General features: G+C 68.6%; 18 protein-coding genes and 1 tRNA gene. 9 read left to right on the top strand and 10 right to left on the bottom strand.

Annotated features, from left to right (window positions below):
* Nucleotides 1-76: 76 nt before the first annotated feature.
* Nucleotides 77-1,525 (bottom strand): threonine/serine exporter family protein, encoded by a 1,449-nt coding sequence (locus tag E1202_RS12840; protein ID WP_132683231.1) that lies wholly within the window; start codon nt 1,523-1,525, stop codon nt 77-79.
* A gap of 200 nt (nt 1,526-1,725) precedes the next feature.
* On the opposite strand from E1202_RS12840, the gene E1202_RS12835 reads away from it, so the two are divergent.
* The 8 genes from E1202_RS12835 (at nt 1,726) to thpD (ending at nt 7,926) form a co-directional block, all read left to right on the top strand.
* Nucleotides 1,726-1,798, top strand: a tRNA-Thr gene (locus tag E1202_RS12835).
* 242 nt (nt 1,799-2,040) lie between these two features.
* On the top strand, nt 2,041-2,496 hold the full coding sequence (locus E1202_RS12830; RefSeq protein ID WP_132683229.1) for a GNAT family N-acetyltransferase: 456 nt from the start codon (nt 2,041-2,043) through the stop codon (nt 2,494-2,496).
* 153 nt (nt 2,497-2,649) lie between these two features.
* Nucleotides 2,650-3,126, top strand: a complete 477-nt coding sequence (locus tag E1202_RS12825; protein WP_235878200.1) for a DUF2127 domain-containing protein — start codon at nt 2,650-2,652, stop codon at nt 3,124-3,126.
* 183 nt (nt 3,127-3,309) lie between these two features.
* Complete coding sequence (locus E1202_RS12820; protein WP_132683225.1) at nt 3,310-4,047, top strand: S1 family peptidase; 738 nt, start codon at nt 3,310-3,312, stop codon at nt 4,045-4,047.
* A 433-nt stretch (nt 4,048-4,480) separates the two neighbouring features.
* Nucleotides 4,481-4,960 carry a diaminobutyrate acetyltransferase gene (ectA, locus tag E1202_RS12815; RefSeq protein ID WP_132683223.1) on the top strand — a complete coding sequence of 160 codons (480 nt, stop codon included), beginning with the start codon at nt 4,481-4,483 and terminating at the stop codon, nt 4,958-4,960.
* A 64-nt stretch (nt 4,961-5,024) separates the two neighbouring features.
* Nucleotides 5,025-6,272, top strand: a complete 1,248-nt coding sequence (ectB, locus tag E1202_RS12810) for a diaminobutyrate--2-oxoglutarate transaminase (RefSeq protein ID WP_132683222.1) — start codon at nt 5,025-5,027, stop codon at nt 6,270-6,272.
* 147 nt (nt 6,273-6,419) lie between these two features.
* The gene (locus E1202_RS12805) at nt 6,420-6,821 is read left to right on the top strand and encodes an ectoine synthase (RefSeq protein ID WP_132678446.1); all 402 of its coding nucleotides are present in this window, start codon (nt 6,420-6,422) and stop codon (nt 6,819-6,821) included.
* A 205-nt stretch (nt 6,822-7,026) separates the two neighbouring features.
* The gene (gene thpD, locus E1202_RS12800; protein WP_132683220.1) at nt 7,027-7,926 is read left to right on the top strand and encodes an ectoine hydroxylase; all 900 of its coding nucleotides are present in this window, start codon (nt 7,027-7,029) and stop codon (nt 7,924-7,926) included.
* A 113-nt stretch (nt 7,927-8,039) separates the two neighbouring features.
* Here the strand turns inward: thpD and E1202_RS12795 are convergent, their stop codons facing one another.
* The 9 genes from E1202_RS12795 to E1202_RS12755 all read right to left on the bottom strand — a co-directional run bounded on the left by E1202_RS12795 (nt 8,040) and on the right by E1202_RS12755 (nt 16,131).
* Nucleotides 8,040-9,311, bottom strand: a complete 1,272-nt coding sequence (locus E1202_RS12795; RefSeq protein WP_132683218.1) for an alginate O-acetyltransferase AlgX-related protein — start codon at nt 9,309-9,311, stop codon at nt 8,040-8,042.
* An 11-nt stretch (nt 9,312-9,322) separates the two neighbouring features.
* The gene (locus tag E1202_RS12790) at nt 9,323-10,759 is read right to left on the bottom strand and encodes an MBOAT family O-acyltransferase (RefSeq protein WP_132683216.1); all 1,437 of its coding nucleotides are present in this window, start codon (nt 10,757-10,759) and stop codon (nt 9,323-9,325) included.
* A 107-nt stretch (nt 10,760-10,866) separates the two neighbouring features.
* Nucleotides 10,867-11,823: a 23S rRNA (guanosine(2251)-2'-O)-methyltransferase RlmB gene (gene rlmB, locus E1202_RS12785; protein WP_132683214.1), complete on the bottom strand. Its 957-nt coding sequence runs from the start codon at nt 11,821-11,823 to the stop codon at nt 10,867-10,869.
* A gap of 3 nt (nt 11,824-11,826) precedes the next feature.
* Entirely contained in the window at nt 11,827-13,215 is a 1,389-nt protein-coding gene (gene cysS, locus E1202_RS12780) for a cysteine--tRNA ligase (protein ID WP_132683212.1), read from the bottom strand.
* Between the two features lie 82 nt (nt 13,216-13,297).
* Complete coding sequence (locus tag E1202_RS12775; RefSeq protein WP_132683210.1) at nt 13,298-13,978, bottom strand: HAD family hydrolase; 681 nt, start codon at nt 13,976-13,978, stop codon at nt 13,298-13,300.
* A 140-nt stretch (nt 13,979-14,118) separates the two neighbouring features.
* The gene (locus E1202_RS12770; RefSeq protein WP_132683208.1) at nt 14,119-14,355 is read right to left on the bottom strand and encodes a hypothetical protein; all 237 of its coding nucleotides are present in this window, start codon (nt 14,353-14,355) and stop codon (nt 14,119-14,121) included.
* A gap of 101 nt (nt 14,356-14,456) precedes the next feature.
* Entirely contained in the window at nt 14,457-14,933 is a 477-nt protein-coding gene (gene ispF, locus E1202_RS12765; protein ID WP_207918608.1) for a 2-C-methyl-D-erythritol 2,4-cyclodiphosphate synthase, read from the bottom strand.
* Complete coding sequence (gene ispD / locus E1202_RS12760) at nt 14,930-15,622, bottom strand: 2-C-methyl-D-erythritol 4-phosphate cytidylyltransferase (RefSeq protein ID WP_132683206.1); 693 nt, start codon at nt 15,620-15,622, stop codon at nt 14,930-14,932. Before ispD ends, ispF begins: the two co-directional genes overlap by 4 nt.
* A 20-nt stretch (nt 15,623-15,642) precedes the next feature.
* Nucleotides 15,643-16,131: a CarD family transcriptional regulator gene (locus E1202_RS12755; protein WP_132623361.1), complete on the bottom strand. Its 489-nt coding sequence runs from the start codon at nt 16,129-16,131 to the stop codon at nt 15,643-15,645.
* 299 nt (nt 16,132-16,430) lie between these two features.
* On the opposite strand from E1202_RS12755, the gene E1202_RS12750 reads away from it, so the two are divergent.
* A complete protein-coding gene (locus E1202_RS12750; protein WP_235878198.1) occupies nt 16,431-17,012 on the top strand; it encodes a copper chaperone PCu(A)C in 582 nt (193 codons plus the stop codon).
* Nucleotides 17,013-17,082 lie beyond the last annotated feature (70 nt).

The following is a 17,082-nucleotide window of genomic DNA, read 5'->3' as shown; positions in this document are numbered from 1 at the left end:
ACCAAACACACCCGCGTGTTTCGGTCCGGATGGGGCCTTAACTTCGATCCCGTTGCGGAACGCGGCAAGTCGGCGTTCAGTCCAGGCGCCGTCTGCTGGGGCGCAGCGGGCCGGACAGCCTCGGCCCGGAGATCCGCCGCTCCAGCCTGCCGAGCCGGCTGCGCACCGGTTGCGCCAGGTACTCACCGAGCACCACGCCCGCACCGAGGGCGAGCCCGGTGGCCACCGCCAGCATCAGCGTCGCCACACCGGCCGGGCTGCGCAGCACCGACAGCTCGAACAGGCCCCGGTAGGTCGCCAGACCGGGCAGCAGCGGCGACACGGCGGAGACCGCGACGACCAGCGCCGGGATCTCCAGCCGACGGGCGACGATCCCGCCCGCGAGACCGACGACGGTGGTGGCCACGGCCCCGGCCAGCACCGGGTTGAGCTCGACGCCGCCCTCCACGATCAGCGTCGCGTGCACCCCGGCCGCCACACCACCGCCGATGCCCGCGATCAGCAGCGGCCGCGGCGGCGCGTAGCTGGCCAGCGCGAAGCACGCCGAGGTGGAGGCACCGGCCAGGATCTGCACCGACAGCTGCAGCGCCGGCGTGCCGACCTGCGCTCTGCCCAGCGATTGGGCGTCCAGCCCGGCCACGGTGTCGCCGCCGATGCGCAGTCCCACGTACAGCGCCAGGACCACGCCCGCGATCAGCCCGGCGGTCATCATCGCCAGTTCGGCCATCCGGCCCGCCGCCGTGACGTTGTAACCGGTGATGGCGTCCTGCATGGAACCGACGACGGTCATACCGGACAGCAGAACGATGATGCTCGCGGCGATCGCCAGCGGCGGGTTGTGCAGCACCCCGGCGGCGAAGGCCCCCAGCGCGAGACTGGTGGCGATCACGCCCCCGACGGCTTGCTGGAAGAAGAACGGCAGGGCGCGCTTGTTGAGCAACCGCCCGATGCGGTCGACCAGCGCGGTGGTGCCCGCGGCGACCAGCGGCAGGAACGGGTCCTCGCCGCCGCCGAGCAGGACGGCCAGCGACGCGGCCATGCCCGCCCAGGCCAGGGTGGCGACCCAGCGCGGGAACGGGTGCGGCGCGGTGGTGATGCGGTCCAGCTCGGCGTAGGCGTCGCTGGCGCTGATCTCGCCCGCGGTGATCCGCCGCAGCAGCTTCTCGACGTCGGCGAGCCGGGTGTAGTCGATGGAGCGGTTGCGGACCACGCGCAGCGAGGTGATCGGCGGCTGCTCGGTGCCCCGGTAGCAGGAGACGGTGATCGACGTGTAGATCACGTCGACCTCGCAGTGCGGCAGACCGTAGGCGCTGACGACGCCGATGATGGTCGCGGTGACGTCCGAGGCACCGGCACCGCTGGCCATCTGCACCTCACCGATGCGCAGGCCGAGGTCCAGGACCAGGTGGACGGTTGACTCGTCGGGCAGCGAGGGCCCGAAGACGACGTTGCGAGAGCCCGGGACGATCGTCTGCTCGGGGTCGCGCCGCCGCAGCACACCACGCGCGCGCTGCGTGATTCCCACCGCGGTCTTTCCTTCCTGCCGCACCCCGCGAGCGGAGCGCCGCCGTGGCTGATCTTCCCCTCGGGCATCGCCTGTCATGAGCGGACCGTTGCACTCGGCATCTGTGGCTTCCATCACCTGGTCGTCGAGGCAAGCGCGGCCGCTTCCCAGCACGGGTGCCGCGGCGCTTACGATGTTCGCGCACACATCGTTCGTGCGTTGCCGCTGTAGCTCAGCTGGTAGAGCGCCCGCCTTGTAAGCGGATGGTCAGGGGTTCGAGTCCCCTCAGCGGCTCCGAGCGTACCTGACCAGGCCTTTTAACTGACCGGGTACGGCTGTGTCCGTTGCGCCACAGCCATCGGGGTGAAATTTGGTCCCGAGACCAGCAAAAAGGTAACGTCCGGCCCCCAACCTGCGATTACGACCCACTTTTTCAACGGGTTGAAGATCACCTCAACAGGGGCGCTGGACATCGGAGGACCTCGACCTATACCGTCCCAGCGGATGTCGATCGTGAATTCTGGTGGGGTTTGCTCGTGCGCATTGTCGTTGACGATCTGACAGGTCCGGAGATCGAGGCTTTCCTGCACGGCCATCTCAGCGAGATGCGGGCGATCTCCCCTCCCGGGAGCACGCACGCGCTGGAGCTCAGCTCCCTGCGCCGACCTGGGGTGACGTTCTGGTCGGCGCGCGAGGGGGACGCGGTGCTGGGCTGCGGAGCGATCAAAGAACTCGATCTTGAACACGCCGAGGTCAAATCAATGCGAACCGACCCGGCGCACAAGAATCGTGGAATCGCGTCTCAACTGCTGAAGCACATCATCAGCGAATCGAAACTCATGGGCTACACCCGGCTGAGCCTCGAAACGGGTTCCGCCGAATTCTTCGAGCCGGCGCGCAAGCTGTACCTCAAACACGGCTTCGCATACTGCGAGCCGTTCGCCGAATACCGCAAGGACCCCAGCAGCGTCTTCATGACCAAGGCCCTCTGACCGGCGCGAGCGTCCCCAGTGGGCGGTTCTGGTCCGAATCGGACGAAGCGGACACGCTCCCCGTCCGGACCACAACCGCGCGGTCCCCGAGCACCCGGGAGGCGCCGCCCGGCTCCGCGCGTCCACCTCGGGGATGCGGCGCATCATGGGTCCGTGGGTGCTGAGGTGACGATGACCGATCGGCTGTTCCGCACGGCCGTGTGGCTCAAGGGGCTGGACGCCGTGGGCCAGCTGGCCGGCGGCGTGCTGCTGATCTTCTTCCCGCCGCACGCGCTGACGCGGATCGCGCACGGCGTGGTGACCCGCGACCTCCTCGGCCCGCCGACGGGCCCGCTGGCCGGGCACTTCGAGGAGGCCGTGCACCACTTCACCGGTGGCGCCCGCGCTTTCGTGATCGGTTACCTGCTGGTGCACGGCCTGATCAAGCTCGTCCTGGTCATCGCACTGCTCCGCAAGGCCGTCCGCTGGTACCCGGCCGCGATCACCGCGCTCGGGCTGTTCGTGCTCTTCGAGCTGGTCCGCGGCGTGCAGACGCACTCGTGGGTGCTGCCGGCGCTGACCGTGCTGGACATCGTCATCATCGTGCTGGTGGTCAAGGAATACCGGGAGCTGCGCCGAAACTCCGCCTGACGGAACGATCCCCGCGAGCCCCGACGCGCGGCGGAGTCCCAATTCCGTTGGGAAATACGTGGAATTGCCGCGCGGTGATTTCCCAGTAATTGGCGAGTTGTGCTCAAGCAATGGACAGCATCACGCATTCGAGTGAAGGTCGATTTCGGTCCTCGCCCCATCCGCGAACCGAAGGAGACCAACGTGTCGCTCGTCCGCACTCTCGCCGGACTCGCCGGTGCCGTGATCGCCGGCGGCCTGCTGGCGGTGCCCGCCCAGGCAGCAGATACCACTCCGCAGGACGTCCAGCCTTACATCATCGATGGCCGCGAGGTGGACAGCGCGCCTTGGGCGGCCCGCCTGTTCGTCGACGACCAGGAGACCTGCACCGCTTCCATCATCGCCCCCGAGTGGGTCCTCACCGCTCAGCACTGCGTCGCCGACGCGGCCGACGGCAACGGCCTGAGCTTCAACATCGGCGACGTCGACCAGACCAAGGGCGAGCACGCCAACGCCATCCCGGGCGAGGTGCACATCCACGACACCGCCGACGTCGCGCTGGTCAAGATCGACCACGCCGTGCAGACCGACTACGCGCCGCTGGGCGACGCGGGCACCGTCAACCCCGGTGACACCGTCCAGGCCTACGGCTGGGGCGCGACCTGCACCGACAAGCCGGAGATCGAGTGCCAGGCGCCGATCCTCAAGGTCGCCGACGTCAACGTGACCGCAGTCAACGGTGACTGCACCGACTACCGCGGCGGCCAGGCCATCTGCGCCTCGCGCGGCGACGGCATCCCGGCCGGTGGCGACTCCGGCGGCCCGATGTTCGCAGGTGACAAGCAGGTGGGCGTGGCCTCCACGAGCGACCGCGCGACCTCGACCGCCTACGTCAACATCACCGAGTACCGCGACTGGATCTCGTCGCTGGCCGGAGTCTGATCGACCTCCCTCCACGGGAACCCGGACGCAGGCACGGGTTCCCGCACGCGGGCGCACTCGCCCGGGGCGTGCCGGCCCCGGAGAGTGCGCCCGCTGCCATTTCCACCGGATCCGGCGGTATTCGCAACACCGGAAAATTTCCTGCCCGCCGATGATCAATCACTCTTGTATTCAACGTTTTCGCAGGTCAGAGCATGCCGGAAATTGTCCTGCAAATCTCCGAAGATGGGGGCTAGCACCGGCCGAGACGACGGATCAACATTTCTGTAGTGCTTCTCACGTGTAAAATTGCGAATCGCCTGGTAGATGCCGGAAGAAAGGCGCCAGAACCTGACTCAACACGGATGTTCTGTTAAGTTGGCAAAACATGACCGGCGATAAACCGAGCCATAAACACGAAGATCGAAATGGCGGAAGCGGTTCAGCCGGACGGTTGGAGATCGACGCTCCGGTCGTCGCGGACGGCCCAGAGCTCTACCGGATCACCCGTGATTCGGGAGTGCTCGACGTGAACTCGTCCTACGCATATTTGCTGTGGTGCCGGGACTTCTCGCAGACCTCCGCGGTGGCGCGTGTCGACGGTGCGGTCGTGGGCTTCGTGACCGGATTCATCCGGCCCGACGCCCCGGACACCATCGTGGTGTGGCAGATCGCCGTCGATGCCTCCCAGCGCGGGGGTGGCGTGGCAGGAAAGCTGCTGAACCACCTGCTCGACCGCGTGCAGGGGCGCGGCGTGCGGTTCCTGGAGACCACCATCACCCCGGACAACGCCGCGTCGATCAAGCTATTCAGCGCACTGGCGCGCGACCGAGCCGCAGAGATCAACAGCAGCGAGTTGTTCACCGCTGACCTGTTCCCCGACTCGCATCTGGGGGAAGACCTGTACCGCATCGGGCCGCTCGACGCCGCCTGACACCCAATCTTGTTCGTCCCTGAAGCGCCGGGCGCCCGCGCGCCGTCGGCCGAACGGAGGATCCGTGAACGACATCTTCGCCACCCTTGAATCGGAAGTCCGCAGCTACAGCCGAACGTGGCCGACCACGTTCGACCGCGCGGTCGGCAGCTACCTCTACGACGTGGACGGCGCCGGCTACCTCGACTTCTTCGCGGGAGCCGGCGCGCTCAACTACGGCCACAACAACCCGGCCCTGAAGCAGAAGCTGCTCGACTACATCGCGCGTGACGGCGTGACGCACGGCCTCGACCAGGCCACCAAGGCCAAGGCCGAGTTCCTGGAGAGCTTCAACTCCCACGTGCTGCAGCCGCGCGGCCTCAACTACAAGGTCCAGTTCCCCGGCCCGACGGGCACCAACTCGGTCGAGTCGGCGCTGAAGCTGGCCCGCAAGATCACCGGCCGCGAGTCGATCATCAGCTTCACCAACGCCTTCCACGGCATGACGCTGGGCTCGCTGTCTGTCACCGGTAACTCGATGAAGCGCGGTGGCGCGGGCATCCCGCTGGTGCACGCCACCCCGATGCCCTACGACGACTACTTCGACGGCCAGGTGCCCGACTTCCTGTACTTCGAGCGCATGCTCGAGGACAGCGGTTCGGGCCTCAACGAGCCGGCGGCGGTCATCGTCGAGACGCTGCAGGGCGAGGGCGGCATCAACTCGTCCCGTCCGGAGTGGCTGCGCGGCCTCTACGACCTGTGCCAGAAGCACGGGATCCTGATGATCGTCGACGACGTGCAGATGGGCTGCGGCCGGACCGGTCCGTTCTTCTCCTTCGAGGAGGCCGGCATCCAGCCCGACATCGTCTGCCTGTCCAAGTCCATCGGCGGCTACGGCATGCCCCTCGCGGTGACGCTGATCAAGCCGGAGCACGACGTGTGGGAGCCGGGCGAGCACAACGGCACCTTCCGCGGCAACAACCCGGCGTTCGTGACCGCCAGCGAGGCGTTCCGGCTGTACTGGTCCGACGACGAGCTGGAGAAGTCCACCATCGCCAAGGGCGAGCGGGTCGGCCAGGTGCTGGAGGAGATCGCCGCCGAGCACGGTGGCGCGCTGGCCAAGGGCCGCGGTCTCGCCCGCGGTCTGGGCTTCGAGGACACCAACGTGGCGGGCAAGGTCTCCAAGGCCGCGTTCGACCGGAAGCTCCTGATGGAGACCTCCGGTCCGTCCAGCGAGGTCCTGAAGATCATGCCGCCGCTGACCATCTCCGACGAGGAGCTGGAGAAGGGCCTGGCGATCGTTCGCGACTCCGTCAAGTCCGTTCTCGCCTGATTTCGACGCTGATCACACGGGGTCGGGAGGGTGAAAAGGTCGTCAATCGGCTTTCACCTCTCCCGGCCCCGGCACGTCGTGCGGCAAGCTGCGTGTGGCCGAGTACCCGCGCAGTGCACCACTGAACAAAGATTCGCAGGAGGAAACGTGATCGTCCGGCACCTCTCGGATATCGAGGACACCGACGCCGACATCAAGACCGAGAACTGGCGCAGCAAGCGCATTCTCCTGGCCAAGGACAAGCTGGGCTTCTCGGTGCACGAGACCACGCTCTACGCCGGCACGGTGAACGACTTCTGGTACGCCAACCACATCGAGGCCGTGTTCATCACCGAGGGTGAGGGCGAGGTCGAGAACAAGGCGACCGGCGAGGTCCACCAGCTCAAGCCGGGCTCGATCTACGTGCTCAACGACGCGGACAAGCACCAGGTCCGCCCGAAGACGACCATGAAGACCGTCTGCGTGTTCAACCCGCCGGTCACCGGTCGTGAGGTCCACGACGAGAACGGCGTCTACCCGCTGATCGTCGAGGACGACGTCGCCAGCTGAGTTAAGCGACGCGCGCGGCGGGTACCCCGAGCACAGGGGGGACCCGCCGCGCTGTCTTTACCACCAGGGTTTTCCCCACGCGTCGACGTGGGGGAACGCGGGCACTTGACGTGTGCCGCTTCTTACCGAGGAACCGAGAACGGCGGGCGGTGTCCACCAGGGCATCGGCCCGCTCCGGCGGGAATTCGCGAAGGAGGCGCAACCCATGACCCTCGCTGATCTGAGCACCACGGACCGCTACCCCACCCGGGGCTCCGATTCGACGCTGCTCGATCGGACCGATCCGACCGTCTGGTCCGGTGTGAGCACCGGACCGGCCGCGCGCGACGAGCTGGCCGCTCACGACGCCAAGGGCTTCCACGTGGTGGAGGGACTGCTGTCCCCCGCCGAGGTGCAGGCGCACTGGCAGGAGCTGGAGAGGCTGATGCGCGATGAGAGGGTCCGCAACGACGAACGCACCGTCGTCGAACGTTCGTCGAACGAAGTCCGCTCCATCTTCGAGGTTCACGAGATCAGCGAACGGATCGGAGCGCTCGCCCGTGATCCGCGAGTGCTGGACCGCGCCCGGCAGATCCTGGGCTCGGACGTGTACGTGCACCAGAGCCGGATCAACTTCATGCCCGGCTACCGCGGTACGGGTTTCTACTGGCACTCGGACTTCGAGACGTGGCACGCCGAGGACGGCATGCCGGCCATGCGCGCGGTCAGCATCTCGATCGCGCTGACCGACAACTACCCGTTCAACGGCGGTCTGATGATCATGCCGGGCGCGCATCGCACGTTCGTGTCCTGCGCCGGTGAGACCCCGGAGGACAACTACAAGTCCTCGCTCAAGCAGCAGAAGGTCGGCGTCCCGTCCGAGGACAATATCACCAAGCTGGCCTACGAGCACGGGATCGAGCAGTTCACCGGCCAGGCGGGCTCGGCCTTGTGGTTCGACTCCAACTGCATGCACGGCTCGGGCAACAACATCACGCCCTACCCGCGCTCGAACATCTTCATCGTGTTCAACAGCGTGGACAACGCCCTGGTCGAACCCTTCGCGGCGAAGTCCCCCCGGCCGAACCACGTGGCGTCCAGGGACTTCACCCCCCTGAGGCGCTGATCCGGGCCCTGCCCGGAGCCTTCCCGCGAGGGCTCCGGGCGGGGAGCCGCGCGCCGATTCGAATCTCGCGCGAAGTTCGTAACCAGCTGCGGGACCGCACCATCAGAGCAGGCTCAGCGGACGGGGTGGGCGGCGAGGACTCTGCCGACCTCCGCCGCCGTTGCCGGGTCCAGGAGCGGGTACCTGCCTCCGGCCACGAAGCGCTCCGAGAGCTCGAAGGTGATCGTCTCGCCCTCCGCCAGGAAGTTCGCCGTGGCCTGGGTGTTCGTCGCGATGTTGTCCGGGTGCGTGATGGCGATGTCCGCGTAGGTCGCGGCGAGGTACGGGCTGGCGAACTGGGTGAACGAATCGCCCACCATGCGCACCGGATCGGTGATCATGCCGGTTTTGGGCGAGGACTTCAGGTGCAGCGGCTGGTGGAAGTCGCTGGGCTTGAACTGCGTGTTGTCCACTCCCCCGTCCGGCGCCAGCGAATAGGCCTGGATCGGCACCGTGCGGTCCTGCCCCAGCAGGTCCGGGATGTCCGCGGTGTGCGGGTACTGCCGTGACGGCGCCATCTTCCACGTGCCGGTGATCCCCGGAGACAGCCGCTCCGCGAGCTGGTAGACCATCGTCGCGCCGCCCTCGTGGGTCCAGTGCGTGTCGATGTCGTGGTAGATCGGGCGCCCGTTGCGCTCGGCGGTCTGCCGCAGCGGGGCGCGCAGATCGATCGCCCCGGTCGCCTTCGGGACCTCGCGCCAGAACGCTTCCCGCTCGGCGACGGAGCAGTCCTCGCCCGGGTAGGTCTCCGGCAGGTGCTCCGGGTACACAGTGGACTTGTCCGGGGCGATGACCAGCTGGAACCTCCGGCCCGAGGACTCCACGGACTTGCGCCAGGCGCGCAGCCCGGCGATCACCTCCTTCGTCGACCGGGACGGAACGCAGCGGTAGGACACGTCGTGGCCCAGGTACAGCCACCCGTCCCCGCCCTCGATGACCGGCGGGAACACGCTCTCGTCGATCGGCGGCTTGGCGTCCACCTGACCGGCGCCCACCGGCGAGCTGTGCGAGCCGCCCGCCAGCGGGGCCGGTTCGCCGAACACTCCCCTGCTGATCCCGTTGACCGCCTGCACCGCGCCCTTGCGGAACGGCAGGTGATCGGTCGCCCACCCGTTCAGGCCGGTGAAGAACCCGAAACCCTCGGTGACGCTGGGGAACTCGGCCAGCGGCCGGTTCTCCAGCTGCTCCGGCCGCGCACCGAACAGCCAGCTGCTCAACGGGGCGCTGAAGAACGCCAGCGCGCAGATCAACGCCACCAGCTGACGCCTGCCGTGCCGAGGCCGGTGCAGCGGGTGCTCCCGCGGCAACCACGCCTCGTGCACCGGCGGCAGCTCAGGAATCCTCATCGCTCACGCCCTCAGAACTGGTAGTACAGGAACGGGCTGAACGTGCCGGTGGCGACCAGCAGGCCCGCGTAGCCCAGGCCCGCCGTGAGCACCGCCGCGCGCACCGCGTACGCCTCGCGGGTGCGGACGGCCTCCAGGAACGGGCCGGTTCCCGAGCCCGCGGGCAGCAGCACCACGATCAGCGCGACCAGCAGGAAGAACAGCCGCTGGTGGGTCATCGACGCCGAGACGATGTCGGTCAGCCCCGCCAGGTCGGGCACCAGCATGTGCCCCAGCATCCCCAGCGCGCTGGCCAGGTCCGGCGCGCGGAAGAACACCCAGCCGATCACCACCAGCAGCATCGTCAACGCCCTCCGGCCCAGCCGGAAGCGCCGGTCCGAGGGTGCCGTCGACCAGCCGAAGCGGCGTTCCAGCACCAGCAGCGAACCGTGGAAGAGCCCCCACACCAGGTACGTCCACGCCGCACCGTGCCAGAAACCGGTGAGCACGAAGATGATCGTCAGGTTCCGGTACGTCTTCGCGGTGCCCAGCCGGTTTCCGCCGAGCGGGATGTAGACGTAGTCGCGGAACCAGCGCGACAGCGACATGTGCCAGCGCCGCCAGAACTCGGTGATCGTCACCGACGAGTAGGGCCGCGCGAAGTTCTCCGGCAGCCGGAACCCGAGCATCCGGCCCAGCCCGATCGCCATGTCCGAGTAGCCGGAGAAGTCGAAGTACAGCTGCATCGCGTAACCGATCGCGCCCAGCCAGGCGATCGCGAACGTCATGTCGTGGGCGGGAGTCGCGAAGCAGGCGTCGACCATCGGCGCCAGCGTGTCGGCGATGACGACCTTCTTCGTCAGACCCCACGCGAAGCGCGGGAAACCGGCCGCGATGTCGTCGAGCCGGTGGGTGCGGCGCTGCGGCAGCTGGTCGGCGATCTCCCGGTAGCGCACGATCGGACCCGCCACCAGCTGCGGGAACATCGCGATGTAGGTGATGAACGAGACCGGGTCGCGCAGCGCGGGCCGCTCGCCCCGGTAGATGTCCACCACGTAGGAGATGTGGTGGAACGTGTAGAACGAGATCCCGATCGGCAGGGCCAGCTGCAGCACCGGGTAGTCGCCGCCGAACCAGCGCGCCAGCACCGCCAGCTGCTCGGTGGCGAAGCCCGCGTACTTCCAGATCAGCAGGATCGTCAGGTTGAACGCGACCACGCCGACCAGCAGCCACCTGCGGCGTTCCCGCTGGCCCGGCCATTCGGCGCCCGGTTCCAGGCGACGACCGGCCAGGAAGTTCACCGCGATGCAGGCCAGCAGCAACAACGTCGTGCCGCCCGCACCGCTGGCGTAGAACACGAGGCTGGCCACCGCGATGACGACGTTGCGCCCGCTTCGAGGTGCCACCAGCACGACCGCGAGCACGGCCGGCAGGAAGTACCACAGGAACAGCGGCGAAGCGAACGACATGAAGGGCCTCGGTTGCGGGAGGCCCACGCCTCCTCGGTCGGTTACCGGAGAAGGAGCCTAACCGAGGCCCGCACGCCGCATGCCCGGAATGGACCGGGCTCTCACCCTCACCTGATCCGGCGCCGCCTGGCCACCTCGGAGAGCACCACACCGGCCGCGACCGAGGCGTTGAGCGACTCGACACCGGCCGACATCGGGATCGACACCGTCTGGTCGCAGGTCTCCCGCACCAGGCGGGACAGGCCCCGGCCCTCCGAACCGACGACGACCACGAGCGGACCGGTGGCCAGCTCCAGCTCGTCGGAGATGATGTCGGAATCGGCGTCCAGGCCGATGACCATCAGCCCGGCTTCCTTGTAGTCCTTGAGCGTGCGCGTCAGGTTGACGGCCTTGGCGACCGGCAGCTTCGCCGCCGTGCCCGCGCTGGTCCGCCACGCCACCGCCGTGATGCCGGCGCTCCGGCGCTGCGGCACGACCACGCCGTGCGCGCCGAACGCGGCCGCCGAGCGGATCACCGCTCCCAGGTTGCGCGGGTCGGTGACCCCGTCCAGCGCCACGATCAGCGGCGGCAGACCGGTGTCGTGCGCGGCCGTCAGCACCTCGCCGGGGTGGGCGTACTCGAACGGCGGCACCTGCAGGGCCAGGCCCTGGTGCATCGCGTTGCTGGTCAGCCGGTCGAGCTCCACGCGCGGCACGTCGAGCACCGGGATGCCGCGGTTCTTGGCCTCGCGGACCGCCTCGGTGACGCGGTCGTCGACGTCGATGCCCTGCGCCACGTACAAGCCGGTGGCCGGGACGCCCGCGCGGACGCACTCCACGACCGGGTTGCGCCCGGCGACGAGCTCGGGCGCGTTCTCGGCCGACGCCTGGCGCTTCGCGCGCTGCTGGTCGGCCTTGGCGCGCTGGTCGGCGCGCTTCTTGGCCGGGTGCGTGACGCGCTCCTCGGCCTTCGGCGTCGGGCCCTTGCCCTTGAGACCGCGACGTCGCTGCCCGCCGGAGCCGACGACCATGCCCTTCTTGTTGGTCTTGCGCACACCACCGCGGCGCTTGTCATTGCCGGCCACGAGTTACCCGTCTTTCAATGTCCACGTCGGACCGTCGGGGGTGTCCTCGACGGCGATCCCGCCCTCCTGCAACCGGTCCCGCAGCAGGTCGGCGGTGGCGAAGTCGCGCTCCGCACGCGCCTTCTGGCGCTGTTCGAGCACCAACCGCACGGCTTCGCCGAGCGCGTCGTACGCGGCGTTGCCACCGTCCTCGGCCCACTGCGGCGACAGCGGATCCAGGCCGAGCACGCCGGTCATCGCGCGCACCGCGGAGGCGGCGGCGCGGGCCGCCTCGTCGTCACCGCGGTCCAGCGCGGCGTTGCCCTCGCGGACCGCCGCGTGCACGGCGGCGGTGGCCTGCGGCGTGCCCAGGTCGTCGTCGAGGGCGCGGGCGAAGTCCTCGGAGACCTCGCTCGGCTCGACCGAACCGGTGCGGTCGACGACCTTGCGGACGAAGTTCTCGATCCGGCCGAACGCCGACGCCGCCTCCTTCAGGCCCGCTTCGGAGAACTCGATCGTCGACCGGTAGTGCGGCGTCACCAGGTAGTAGCGCAGCTCGACGGCGCGGGCGCGCTCCAGCACCGCCGGGATGGACAGCACGTTGCCGAGCGACTTCGACATCTTCTCGCCGCTCATGGTGACCCACGCGTTGTGCATCCAGTACTGCGCGAACCCGTCGCCCGCCGCGTTGGACTGCGCGAGCTCGTTCTCGTGGTGCGGGAACACCAGGTCCAGGCCGCCGCCGTGGATGTCGAACTCGCCGCCCAGGTAGAAGGTGGCCATCGCCGAGCACTCCAGGTGCCAGCCCGGACGACCGTGACCCCACGGCGTCGGCCAGCTCGGCTCACCCGGCTTGGCGCCCTTCCACAGCGTGAAGTCGCGCGGGTCGCGCTTGCCGGAGGCCAGCGACTCGCCCTGCTGCACCTCGTCGAGGCGCTGCCCGGACAGCCGACCGTACTCGTCGCCGTAGGAGGCGACGTCGAAGTAGACGTCACCGCCGGAGGCGTAGGCGTGCCCCTTGTCGATCAGGCGCTGGATCAGGTCGATCATCTGCGTGACGTGCCCGGTGGCGCGCGGCAGCACCGACGGCGGCAGGCAGCCCAGCCGGTCGTAGGCCGACTCGAAAGCGCGCTCGTGCGTGGACGCCCACTCCCACCAGGGCCGACCGGCGTCGGCGGCCTTGGTGAGGATCTTGTCGTCGATGTCGGTGACGTTGCGCACCAGGCGCACGTCGTAACCCGAGTGCTGCAACCAGCGCCGCAGCACGTCGAAGTTCAGCCCGCTGCGGACGTGGCCGACGTGCGGAACGCCTTGCACGGTGGCACCACAGACATAGATCGACGCCACTCCGTCGCAGCGCGGGTGGAACTCGCGCGTCGTGCGGGTCGCTGTGTCATGTAGGTGCAGGCTCACGCCTCCGATGGTACGGGGAAGCACTTCGGGGCAATCACGACAGGCCGATTGTCGTCAAGGGCGATCTGGAAGGTGGGACGCCTCAGCTGAGCAGATCTCCGACCGCGTCGATCAAGCCGGTCGGGCGCTCGGTGGTGGGAGCGGGGTCGACGATCGCGACCTGGCATCCGACACCGGCAGCGCCGCCGTCGGCTTCCTCGCTGTCGCCGACCATCAGCGCCTCCTCGGGAGCGACGCCGAGGCGTTCGCAGGCCCGCAGGAAGATCTTCGGGTCAGGCTTGATCACCTCTTCGAGGTAGGACAGCAGGAACTCGTCGACGTGCTTGCTGATGTCGAGCCGGTCGAAGGCCGGGCGGATGTCGAAGGCGATGTTGCTGATCACGCCGACCTTCACCCCCTGCTCGTGCAACCGGCGCAGCACCTCGGCGGTGTCCGGGTACGGGGTCCACTGATCGGGGTCGATCAGCCGCGCGTAGAGGCTCTCGGCCTGCGCGTTCGGAATTCCGGAGCTGCGCAGCACCTCGACGTAGACCTTGCGGTGCAGCACGGGGTCGAGGTCGCGGCTCTCCCAGGCTTCGATGAACTCGTCACCGAGCTCGGTGATCCGGCCGGTCGGAGCGGTCATCCGGCGCATGATCTCGGCCTGCGCGGAGAGGTCGAAGGGACTGCCGTCGGCGTCGGTGAGGTCGGAGTACCAGGACGGGTTCTCCTCCAGGCGGAACAAGGTGCCGGAGAAGTCGAAGATCACCGCTCGCAGAGTCACACCCTCAACGGTATGCGGCTTCGGCGAAGCGGACATGAACATGCGGTCAACCTCACGACCAGGAGCGCGGAATTCCCCCGTTCGCCGCGCCGGGCTCCGGGAGCGGGCGGTTCCGGCCCGAACCGCCCGTGGTCGTCAGGCTAGAACTGCCCGCACTGGACGCGAGATTCCGGATTGTGGAAATGGCGGCTCTGGTCGTTCTTCATCGGGAGGACTATGGCCGCAACGCTCGCCGAGGCGCTCAGCCACAGCAGCACGACCGCCAGCGCCACGTCGAGCTCGTCGCCGAGCGACCAGAGCACGACCGACACCGGCCACATCACCAACGGCTGCACAACGAGCAGCCGACGCACCCACCGGTTCCGCTCGATCAACATGGTTCGAGCATCGCGCGCCGGGCCCCCGGATCAGAAGAGCGCCGCCCCTGAGTTTTCCCGGACTCCAACTACCCGACACACCGGGGTACCTGCCCGTTGACTCAGCGGAAAACCAACGCGGTCGCGACCGCCGCGATGCCCTCGCCACGACCGGTCAGGCCCAGCCCGTCCGAGGTCGTGCCCGCGACCGACACCGGAGCTCCGACCGCCTTGGACAGCACCTGCTGCGCCTCCTCGCGGCGCTTGCCGATGCGCGGCGCGTTGCCGATCACCTGCACCGCCGCGTTGCCGATCGCGCAGCCGGCGGCGTCGATCCGGGCGCGGACCTCCTCCAGCAGCTCCGCGCCGTGCGCGCCGGCCCAGCGGTCGTCGCCGGTCCCGAACACCGCGCCCAGGTCACCCAGGCCCGACGCCGACAGCAGCGCGTCGCACAGCGCGTGTGAGGCCACGTCGCCGTCGGAGTGCCCGGCGCAGCCGTCCACGCCCGGCCACTGCAGCCCGGCGATCCAGCACTCGCGCCCGGCCTCGACCGGATGCACGTCGACACCCTGCCCGACGAACGGCAGACGATCAGTCACTTGGGGGAACTCTCCTCGGTGGCCAGCACGGCCTCGGCGATCGCCAGGTCGAAAGCGGTCGTGATCTTCAGGGCGTCCGGGTGTCCGTCGACGGTGCGAACCTTGCCCCCGACGCGCTCGACCAGCCCGGCGTCGTCGGTGGCGATGTCGCCCGCGGCGGCGTAGGCCTGTCGCAGCACGTCGATGTTGAAGCCCTGAGGGGTCTGCACCGCGCGCAGCGGTGCGCGGTCGACGGTCTCCACGACCGTTCCCGACTCGTCGACCTTCTTGATCGTGTCCGTCACCGGGAGCACCGGGATCACGGCGGGCGCACCGGCCTCCACCGCGGACACGACATCGCGGATCATGGTCGCCGGGGTGAAGCACCGCGCGGCGTCGTGCACCAGCACGACCCGGGCGTCCGGAGCCACCTCGGCGACGGCGCCCAGCGCCAGGCGCACCGAGTCGGTTCGCTCGGCACCGCCTGGCACCACGTGCGCGTTCGGCAGCGTGGCGAGCTCGGCCGCCACGACCTCGACCTGGTCGGGCGGCGAAGCCACCACGACGTGCTGCACGCAGCCCGAGCCCAGCAGGCCCCGGACCGCGCGCAGCAGTAAAGACTCACCCTTCACCGGAACCAGCGCCTTGGGCGTGCCCAGCCCCAGACGCACCCCGCGACCAGCTGCGGGGACCAGCGCGACAACGCTCACGCTTCAGCCGTTTCCGATGATCAAACCGCGGCGGCGAGGACTTCGTCCAGCAGTGTTTCCGCCTTGCCTTCGTCAGTGCCCTCCGCCAGCGCCAATTCGCTGACCAGGATCTGACGGGCTTTCGCCAGCATTCGCTTCTCGCCTGCGGACAGGCCACGATCCTTCTCGCGTCGCCAGAGGTCGCGCACCACTTCGGCCACCTTGTTCACATCGCCGGAGGCGAGTTTCTCGAGGTTGGCCTTGTACCGACGAGACCAGTTCGTGGGCTCCTCGGTGTGCGGGGCCCGCAACACGTCGAAGACTCGATCCAGACCCTCTTGACCGACGACGTCCCGAACACCGACGATCTCGGCGTTGTCAGCGGGAACGCGCACCGTCAGGTCGCCCTGCGCGACCTTGAGGACGAGGTACTGCTTCTCCTCGCCCTTGATCACACGAGTCTCGATTGCTTCGATGAGCGCGGCACCGTGGTGCGGGTAGACGACGGTCTCTCCGACCTTGAAAACCATGTGTCCTCTGCCCCTTTCGCTACCCCCACTTTAACACGTAGGGCAACTGGGCCTCGACCACCTCACCATCCGTAATTGCAGGTCAGAGCATGGACGGGACTTGACAAGACCTGCTCCGACGTGCAAGGCAGCCCTCTTCGGCCCTGTGAAACCATCCACTATGGACCGTCCGGACGGGTGGTCTCCCGGGCCTGTCGGAGCCCCGCGATACGTAGTTCGGCAAGCCCCTGCACGACCCCAGGGGGGTGGGGATTAAGCTCCACGTGGTTGTCCGGCAATCAGGAAGGGACGCTGCAACCGTGAGCCGCCCTCAGCACCTCAAGGCCGTCCGCCTGCGGTTGATCCCGGCCGCACTCGGACTCGGCGCCGTCGTCGCCCTCGCTGGCTGCAGTGCCGGTCAGATCACCGAGACCGACACGCAGGTCGCCGCTGTCAACGGCGGCAGCGGTGACGCGAAGCAGGTCGCCGTCCGCAACGCCACGCTCTCCTTCCCGACCGAGGGCGCGTTCTACCGCGCCGGCTCGTCGGCGCCGCTGGAGCTCGTCCTGAGCAACGAAGGCACGGACGACAAGCTCGTGCGGGTCACGAGCCCGTACGCGGCATCGGCGCAGGTCAGCGGCACCAGCGACCTCCCGAGCAACACCGCTCTGCACGCGACCGGACCGTCGGCCCAGCCGGCGACCGCCGGCCAGCGCACGGTGCAGATCACGCTGAACGGGCTCAAGCAGGACATCACGCCCGGGGTGACCATCCCGGTGACGTTCGTGTTCGCGAAGGCCGGTCAGGTCACCATCCAGGTGCCGATCGGCGAGGACCACAACCCGCGCCCGGAGCACGGCAGCCAGACCCCCGGAGGCCACCAGGCCGGCGGCGGTCACTGACCCGAAGACCTCACCTGAAGCCCGGGAGCGCCCCCAAGCGCCCCGGGCTTCAGCGCGTTCACACCCCGCC

This window comes from Saccharopolyspora karakumensis (genome assembly GCF_004349225.1).
Lineage (GTDB): Bacteria > Actinomycetota > Actinomycetes > Mycobacteriales > Pseudonocardiaceae > Saccharopolyspora > Saccharopolyspora endophytica.
The sequence above is the reverse complement of the archived record's forward strand: the minus strand, read 5'-3'. Positions and strand labels throughout refer to the sequence as shown.